Source organism: Methylibium sp. T29 (assembly GCF_000576205.1).
Classification (GTDB): Bacteria; Pseudomonadota; Gammaproteobacteria; order Burkholderiales; family Burkholderiaceae_C; genus Methylibium; species Methylibium petroleiphilum.
Window position 1 is genome coordinate 1 of the sequence record NZ_AZND01000582.1, and the last position, 680, is coordinate 680.

A 680-nucleotide genomic window follows, 5' to 3' on the forward strand; every position below is an offset into this window, starting at 1 on the left:
GCCCGCCGCCCCGGCGACTGGCTGGTGCGCTGGCAACCCGACGGCCGGCGTTCGCCGCAGTGGCAGTGGGCGGAGCCCGGCCGCGCCTTCAACGGCCACGTGATCGCCGGCGCCGGCGGCACGCGCCTCTACACCACCGAGACCGACCTCGAGACCGGCTCCGCGTGGATCGGCGTGCGCGACGCGCGCTCGCTGGAGAAGCTGGACGAGTGGCCCACGCACGGCATCGACGCGCACGAACTGTTGCTCGACGACGATGACACGGGCGGCCACGACGCACCTTCGCTGTGGGTGGCCAACGGCGGCGTGCCCACGCGGCCCGAGACCGGCCGGCAGAAACTGAACCTCGACCGCATGGATTCGTCGCTGGTGCGGCTGGACGCGCGCAGCGGTGCACTGCGTGGCCAGTGGCGCCTGGACGACCGCCGCCTCAGCCTGCGCCACATGGCCTGGCGCGACACGCCGGCGGCCGGTGCGCGCACGCAGCGCGTGCTCGGCATCGCGCTGCAGGCCGAGCACGACGACCCGGCGGCCAGGCAGGCCGCCCCGGTGCTGGCGCTGTTCGACGGCGAGCGGTTGCGCACCTTCGATGGCGGCGCCTGGCGGGCGCGTCAGACGCAACGGGCCTGGCCGGCTACGGCGGTGACATCGCCGCCACCGCCGACGGCTGGGCCGTGAGC

General features: G+C 75.4%; 1 pseudogene. It reads left to right on the forward strand.

Annotated features, from left to right (window positions below):
- Window positions 1–680, forward strand: a pseudogene (locus tag x551_RS22950) (DUF1513 domain-containing protein); the annotation flags it as partial.